This window comes from Nitrospira sp. BLG_2 (assembly GCF_049222245.1).
On record NZ_JBLYIG010000489.1, the window covers coordinates 1 to 7,072 of the forward strand.

The window sequence follows — 7,072 nt, forward strand, 5'->3', positions numbered from 1 at the left end:
GAAGGCCGTGATCTTGGGTATGCTTGCTGTCGGAACGGTCTTGGCGACGGTCGGAGTCGTCACCGGTGCGTCATGGCCGCAAATCTTTCTCGATCTCTTCAGGGACCTCAAATGATCTTTCTGCGACGCCAACTTCCTCTCTTGATCACTCTCGTCACGGGTCTCCTGTTCGCGGCCCAATACTATGTGCCGCATCCGGCCTCGGAACAGATGCTCACCTCGGCGACGAAATGGCTGCAGATCATCGGGGGATTCGCGTTGGTCTTGGGCGTGACCAGTCTGTTTCACCAACATGCGGTCAAGATCAAACGGCAAGAAGCGGGATGGGGCTATAGCCTTGTCCTGTATGCCGGCATGCTCGGAACGATTGCCGTCGGATTGTGGGCCGATGGAAAAGAAGCGGTCGATGGAGCTATGACGGCATTCGGCTGGGTCTACAACTTCATGATGGTACCGCTGCAAGGCACGATGTTCGCCATCCTGGCCTTTTTCATCGCATCGGCTGCCTACCGTTCGTTTAGGGCCAGAAGTCGCGAAGCGGCGGTGCTCTTGGTGGCGGCCGTCATCGTGATGATGGGACGGGTGCCGCTGGGTGAATATTTGATTCCCCTGAGCGGCGATGTATCCTCATGGATTTTAAATGTGCTTAATTCTTCCGTGCGGCGGGCCATTTTGATCGGAGTCAGCCTCGGAGCCATCGCCTTGTCGTTTAAGATCATCTTCGGCGTGGAACGGTCGTATCTTGGGGGAGGCAAGGAATGACGTCAATCATTCAACGTGATTCGTTACATAAGGGATCCCTGGGGTTCACGATGAACGATTTACGAATAACGGTTTTGCGATGACCTTCGCCGAACGCATGCTCAAGATCGATCGAAGGATTATTTTCCTCGTGATCGGTCTCTGTACTCTGTTGCCGTTGCTCTATCCGATCGGCTTGCCGATCAGGATTACCTCGGAAGTACAAGGCATCTATGACCATATCGAGTCGTTGCCGGAACGTTCGGTCTTCCTGCTGTCGATCGATTTCGACCCCGCCTCTAAACCCGAGCTGCATCCGCAAGCCATTGCTCTCCTGAGGCACGCATTTAGAAAAAACCTTCGGGTGGTCGCGATGACTCTGTGGGTGAGCGGCACGGGTATGGCCGACCAGTTGATCACTCAAGTCGCCCAAGAAATGGGAAAAGAAAACGGCAAGGATTATGTATTCCTTGGATGGAGTCCGGGTCAGCAGGCTGTGATCATCAATATGGGACAAGATTTGTATTCAGCATTTCCGAGCGACTATGGCGGCAAAACCACAAAGGATTTGCCGATCCTGAATGGAGTGCGCAGCTTGAAGGATGTCGACTACGTCGTCTGTTTGGGAGCAGGGCGCCCGGGAGTGGAAGAGTGGTATGTGTTCGGCAAGGACAAATATAAGTTCGAACTCGGCGGGGGCTGCACGGGAGTCATGGCGCCGGGCTTATACCCGTTGCTGCGGAGCGGACAGATTAACGGCCTGATCGGCGGCCTCCGCGGGGCAGCGGAATATGAAAGCCTCATCGGTCAGAAGGGTAAAGCCGTGGCTGGCATGGATGCGCAGTCGGCCACGCATATAGCCATCATTGTGCTCGTGGCCATATGCAACGTATTTTATTTCTCCCTCCGGCAGCAGAGGGGATAAGGGTAAGACCGCGATGTCGTTTGAAATAATCCTCGGGGCCTGGGTGGCGACAGGGTTGACCCTCTTCATCTTCTCGTTCCTGTACAAGGACAATCCTCTTTTCAAATTTGCGGAACATCTCTATGTGGGCGTGTCCCTCGGATACATCATTGTGAAGACGTACGATAGCGTCGTCCTACACTTGATCGTGAAGCCGATCGTGGAAAATGGGGAAATCGCTCTCCTGATTCCCGTTGCCATCGGAATGCTCATGTTGACCCGGTATGTGCCGAAGGCAGCCTGGATGTCCCGATATGCGTTCGCCTTCATTGTCGGGATGGGGGCGGGTTTGGCCATTCCTCGAACCATTTCCTCCTTTATCCTGAAACAAATCGAGGATACCGTTCGTCCGTTGTTGTCGATGACGGGACAGGACGGCCTCGCGTTTTCGATGAACCTGCTCAATCCAGGCAGCAACCTCAACGCCCTTATCATCCTGCTCGGGGTGAGTTCAGTGTTGTTCTACTTTTTCTTTTCGATCGAACACAGCGGAGCGGGAAGGGCTGTTGCTCGAACCGGCGTCATCTTCCTGATGATTTCCTTCGGCGCGGGATTCGGCTATACGGTCATGGCCCGCATGTCGCTCTTGATCGGCCGATTGACCGATTTGATCGAATTCTCCGATGCATCGTACGGACGACCGACCATCTGGTTACTGGCCGTGACCATCGGCGCGCTCGTTGTTCTCAGTCGGCGCATGAGACGTGAGCCTCCTCAAGAAGGTGAAGGTTGAGGCTAAGGTCAAGCCGGAAAGATATTGCCATTCACATCTTCAACTCCGCTCGACCTTAACCGTAGTCTTCCGACCAGTTGCAGCCGTTCCATTCCATGCCCTAAAATGTCCTCTGTCATGACCACCGGAGCCGTCAAAGATTCAACTCAGTACCCGATCCTGCGGAATCTTCAATTCTCGCCGATTAAACAAGGGGACGATCAACTGATTGTGCTCTGGGACCCGAGTGGACTGAGTAAAGACAAGCTTGTCTTACCATTGAACTTTTTTTTCATCGTGCAGCATTTGGATGGCGAACATTCACTGCAAGAGGTCGGTGCGTTGTACTTGAAACGGTTCGGCGAATTTCTCCTGCCGAGCAAAGTGGAGCAACTGGTGGCGGATTTGGACCAGAAACTCTTTCTGGAAAGCCCGCGAGCCGAGGCGGCACGGCGACAGGCCCGGATCGACTATCGGCAACGGCTGTCCCGCCCGGCGGTATTTGCCGGACGGAGTTACGAAGCGGACAGCGCCAAACTGCGAAAGCAGATCGACGGTTTCTTCACATCGGGCGAGGGGCCGGATTTCAAACCGTCGGAGCATCGGGGCAAACCGATCAACGGGCTGGTTGTGCCGACCTTCGATCTGAAGCAAGCAGGGCCGGTCTATGCATGGGGATACAAAGAATTACAGGAGGCCCAACAGCCCGATGTCTATATCCTTATTGGGACCGCCCATGCGGGCCTTGAACATTGCTTTGCCGTCACGGACAAGGATTTTGAGACACCGCTCGGCATGGTACCGGTGGACCGGCCGATTGTGAATCGCCTCAAGGCGGTTGCGCCGGAGTTCTTCGAGGAGGACATCGCCCACCAGTCGGAGCACGCGATCGAATTTCAGCTGCCCTTCCTCCAGACTATCATCGGCAAGTCCTTCACGATGGTCCCGATCCTGTCGTCGTTTTCCGCGTTGAGCCTGAATGATCCCACAGTTCGGAGCTCAGTGGATCGGTTCCTCCGCGCCCTGCGAGACGAAATCGGTGCCTCGGGACGGTCGGTGTGTGTCATCGCGGCGGGGGAATTGGCTCATCTCGGCCTGCGCTATGGCGACAGCGCTCCGCCGACCGATTTTTCCTTCCACCGCTCGATGCAACGGGACTTGGAAATGTTGAAACAGGTTGAAGAGCTCAAGCCGGATGAATTCGCCGGGTTTATCCAAAAGGAGAACGATCAGCGGCGTATCTCGGGCTTCTCACCCATCTATAGCTTGCTGCGATTGATTCAGGCGGAAAAAGGGCAAGTCCTCCGCTACGATCGCGGAATGACCGACCAATATAATTCCACCGCGACCTACGCCAGCATGGCGTTCTTCTAGAGAACCATCCGACAGTGCTCGATAAACACGTGAGCTGATAGAGAATTCTACTCTCCATTTGTGAAACAAGGGATGTCTTGTCTCTATAAAGACATCTTGTCTTGCTTGTTAGGCAGAAGCCCGAACCTCGTGGCCTCTACTAGCTAGATACATCGGCAAATATACGAATTGTTCAAAGAGGCCTCAGTCCTCTCGTTATAAGAGTAGGTCCTTAACTTGCAGTCCTGCCTTCAACAGAGTGTCCATGTGTTGCTGTGGTCTGCTCTTGTCTTTGGACTGTGACAGGGACAAGTGCAGCTGACGATTGAGACCTTTAAAAAAGACAGCGAGAATCAGTTTCGACAAGTCCGGTTCCTGTCTGTACACGATCAGTAATGGAATCGACCTCAAGAAGCAGAAAACTGAACGTCCAGGCAGTTATCCGAGCGGGCCCGGCGGAAGATCGAAAGGTTTTGCTCGACCTGATGCCGCTACCGACCCCTGAAACCTAAAAAAGGAGACATCATGGCGGAGATTAGAACGACATCAATCATTCTCGCAGGGCTGTCTATGGTGGTGCTTGGATCGGCGTGCGCGCAGGCCGGTCCCGTCGGCGACCGCCATGAGGTGACGGAGGCACAGCCGGCCCAAAGCCGACTGCTGGCGCAAGCGGAGAAGAAAGATAATCAAAGCAAGCAGCTGCTCTTGCAAGGTCACCAAAAGATCCTCGGCAAAGTGGAAGCCGTCACTTCGGACCAGATCAAGGTCGATATCGGGGAAGTGCACCCACGGTTTCTTCCTTTGAAACAGGCACAGGAAAAAAACTTCCCCCCCATCAACCCCGGCGATGACCTGATCATCACCGTCAACGACCAGAATCTGATCGTCGATTATCACCCGCTGGAATCCCCATCCCCCAATCATAAAGTCGTGCGAGGGAAGATTGCGGATACCATGCCGATCGGGCATGACCGGGTAGTGATCAAGGGAGCCGACGGCAAGGAACAGTCATTCGATGTTCGCTCGCAGGCACGCAGCAAACTGGCGTCCATCCCAGTGGGGACTCCCGCGATTTTTTTGATTGATGAAACGAACCAAGTGACCGACGCCACGTTTGCCAGTGTGGGCGCGGCGAAGGAGGCCCACAAAAACTTCGATGACAAGTCTTCCATCAAAGGAGCCCACCGCCAGATTGATGGGACAGTGGTCGAGCCGCTTCGTGTCGACCGCATTACGCTCAAAACAAAAGATGGAGAGCGGCCCTTCGAGGTGCGTGACGTCATGCATGAACGCATTTCTCAGCTTCGGAAAGGCGAGTCTGTCATTCTGCTGGTCGACAATGAAAATAAGGTCGTGGACATTGCCGTGCCGCCTCAGTCCAGCCGGTAGTGCCCGAGCTCTTCCGGCCTCTTAAACGGGGAGCCGTCACCACGCTGGGCGGCGGCATCCCCCGTTTCATCGGATCGCCAATCGCATGGAAACGGTGCCCGTAGCCCTACATGGTCGGTCCCCAGCCGGGGAATCGGTGGTGTCCCGAATGCGGCGAACATGATCGGCCGCTCGCAACGATCAACCAGGGACGCATGTTTCGGGATTGCTTGTCGCGCTGGATCCGCAATTTTTCCGTTTGCTTTTTGCCGGTCGGCATCCTAAAATCCTGAACCTATCGGTAGGAAGCGCCCTTTCCCCCCATAACAAACAATGCAGTTTTTCGGATGAGCCGTACCCTTCTTGTCTCGCTTTCTCTTGTCCTGTCTCTGCTCTGTTTCACGTTCTCGTGGGTGTTCGAGAGACCTCTCCTGGCCGCGCCGGGAGGAATGACGGAGGTCTTCCCTGTTCAGAAAGCCGCGCCAAGAGCGCTTGTGATTGAAACGGCCGGAAGCGAAGCGGAACTGCGGCGCCAGATGCGTATCAAGAACGAGGTCGCTGAACTCTCCACCGAAACCATGCTGTTTTCGGAAGCTCCGATAGGAAGCTTCGGCTTCATTGCTCCACAATCCCTCGGAATGGTTCTCGTCATGCAAAATCCGGATCTTGAATTGGAGCGGGTGGCGTCCACTCCTCATGCGTATGAGATCCATAAGATCGCCGACGGCGGCGGCTTGGTGGTCGGATTCATGGACAAGGAGGCGGCATCTCAGATTTCCCCCAGCGAACGGCCCAAGAATCTGCGTATCGCGCTCTACTCTAATCCCGTCGATACAGCGTCTGCCATCGTCGGGCTCCCATTAAATAAGTTGATGGTAGACCGGATGCCCATCAGGCTTGATCCTAAAAAATCAGATAGTCCCATGGTGCTGAACGCGGATTTGTTGACGACGGCGAACCGGAAATCGCCAGGTCGTGGACAATAGCCGTATGAACGCACGAAGGGCGCCGGCTGGAACGTATTGACAGTCCATGCGAAGTTGAGTATCTTGCGACTCCTGTTCTCTACGAATAGCGACAGTGGACATCACATCTTTCTTCGGTCAGGTCGGTAGGTTGTTACCGAAACTATTTTGTCTTCCCACTTTGCATATTGTTTAGGAGGCCGGCTGAGTAGCCCTCGCTGCTCACTTACATTTCTCATGTTATGAAGGAGGGTCGGTTCATGTCTCACCGTCATTACACATTCACCCGAGTCTTGAGCGGACTCGCGGGCATCGCGCTGTTCATTGCGCCAGCGACCCTGCTCGCTGAGACTTCATCGCATGTGGCGATGAATCATCAGCTGCCGGGTTGGACCGAACAGCTGAAGGGGCAAACGATCATTGAAAACACGTTGGAGGGTCAACCGGAGCGTACCGCCATGGTTGAACGGCAGCACCAGCGCGTCATGCAACAGATGCAGCATGACGCCACCGTGCAACGCACCGGCGGGTACTATAACGATCTGAACATGATGCACCAGTATGGCGCCGGGAACCAGGACGTGCTGCTCATGTCGAATTCCGGCGTGGAACCGGTGTCGACGTCGGGCGGGCGTTGTCCGGCATCCGCGCCGGTCCGGAAGTACGACATCTCCGCAATCAACGTGGAGATTTCGCTCAATATGTGGCTCGACTTCTATCCCGGCTACATGTACGTCCTGACCGAAAACCTCGAAAAGGTGCGGGAAGAAGAGGGCGCCAATCGAGCCGCCCGCGAGAAAGAAGGCTATGATCCCGGAGCCGTCAAAAATGGAGTGCAGAGCCAATGGATTCAGCCGTTGGCGATCCGTGGCAATCAGGGCGATTGCGTCAAGATGACGCTTCGCAACCAACTGGAGGGCGGTGAGGAGGTCAGTCTCAACATTCACGGCTCCAGTATGATCGTCGCCT

7 protein-coding genes and 1 pseudogene are annotated in these 7,072 nt (G+C 54.9%); 7 read left to right on the forward strand and 1 reads right to left on the reverse strand.

The window, feature by feature from the left end; genetic code table 11:
* Window positions 1-111 precede the first annotated feature (111 nt).
* The 5 genes from ACOSYY_RS13380 (at window position 112) to ACOSYY_RS13400 (ending at window position 5,159) form a co-directional block, all read left to right on the forward strand.
* A complete protein-coding gene (locus ACOSYY_RS13380; RefSeq protein WP_421662998.1) occupies window positions 112-762 on the forward strand; it encodes a hypothetical protein in 651 nt (216 codons plus the stop codon).
* A gap of 79 nt (window positions 763-841) precedes the next feature.
* Complete coding sequence (locus ACOSYY_RS13385; RefSeq protein WP_421662999.1) at window positions 842-1,666, forward strand: hypothetical protein; 825 nt, start codon at window positions 842-844, stop codon at window positions 1,664-1,666.
* A gap of 13 nt (window positions 1,667-1,679) precedes the next feature.
* Window positions 1,680-2,438 carry a hypothetical protein gene (locus ACOSYY_RS13390; protein WP_421663000.1) on the forward strand — a complete coding sequence of 253 codons (759 nt, stop codon included), beginning with the start codon at window positions 1,680-1,682 and terminating at the stop codon, window positions 2,436-2,438.
* A 117-nt stretch (window positions 2,439-2,555) separates the two neighbouring features.
* A complete protein-coding gene (amrB, locus tag ACOSYY_RS13395; protein WP_421663001.1) occupies window positions 2,556-3,791 on the forward strand; it encodes an AmmeMemoRadiSam system protein B in 1,236 nt (411 codons plus the stop codon).
* A 504-nt stretch (window positions 3,792-4,295) separates the two neighbouring features.
* Window positions 4,296-5,159 carry a hypothetical protein gene (locus ACOSYY_RS13400; protein WP_421663002.1) on the forward strand — a complete coding sequence of 288 codons (864 nt, stop codon included), beginning with the start codon at window positions 4,296-4,298 and terminating at the stop codon, window positions 5,157-5,159.
* Here ACOSYY_RS13400 and ACOSYY_RS13405 read toward each other — a convergent pair.
* The gene (locus ACOSYY_RS13405; protein ID WP_421663003.1) at window positions 5,144-5,320 is read right to left on the reverse strand and encodes a hypothetical protein; all 177 of its coding nucleotides are present in this window, start codon (window positions 5,318-5,320) and stop codon (window positions 5,144-5,146) included. The genes ACOSYY_RS13400 and ACOSYY_RS13405 overlap by 16 nt on opposite strands.
* A 165-nt stretch (window positions 5,321-5,485) precedes the next feature.
* Here ACOSYY_RS13405 and ACOSYY_RS13410 point away from each other — a divergent pair, with 165 nt between their 5' ends.
* Both ACOSYY_RS13410 and ACOSYY_RS13415 read left to right on the forward strand, forming a co-directional pair.
* The gene (locus tag ACOSYY_RS13410) at window positions 5,486-6,124 is read left to right on the forward strand and encodes a hypothetical protein (protein ID WP_421663004.1); all 639 of its coding nucleotides are present in this window, start codon (window positions 5,486-5,488) and stop codon (window positions 6,122-6,124) included.
* Between the two features lie 239 nt (window positions 6,125-6,363).
* Window positions 6,364-7,072 (forward strand): annotated as a pseudogene (locus ACOSYY_RS13415) (hypothetical protein); the annotation flags it as partial.

Excerpts from the sequence above, each read along its gene's own strand:
- ACOSYY_RS13380 (WP_421662998.1), top strand. The coding sequence starts at position 112 with ATGATCTTTCTGCGACGCCAACTTCCTCTCTTGATCACTCTCGTCACG.
- ACOSYY_RS13385 (WP_421662999.1), top strand. The coding sequence starts at position 842 with ATGACCTTCGCCGAACGCATGCTCAAGATCGATCGAAGGATTATTTTC.
- ACOSYY_RS13390 (WP_421663000.1), top strand. The coding sequence starts at position 1,680 with ATGTCGTTTGAAATAATCCTCGGGGCCTGGGTGGCGACAGGGTTGACC.
- amrB (WP_421663001.1), top strand. The coding sequence starts at position 2,556 with ATGACCACCGGAGCCGTCAAAGATTCAACTCAGTACCCGATCCTGCGG.
- ACOSYY_RS13400 (WP_421663002.1), top strand. The coding sequence starts at position 4,296 with ATGGCGGAGATTAGAACGACATCAATCATTCTCGCAGGGCTGTCTATG.
- ACOSYY_RS13405 (WP_421663003.1), bottom strand. The coding sequence starts at position 5,320 with ATGTTCGCCGCATTCGGGACACCACCGATTCCCCGGCTGGGGACCGAC.
- ACOSYY_RS13410 (WP_421663004.1), top strand. The coding sequence starts at position 5,486 with ATGAGCCGTACCCTTCTTGTCTCGCTTTCTCTTGTCCTGTCTCTGCTC.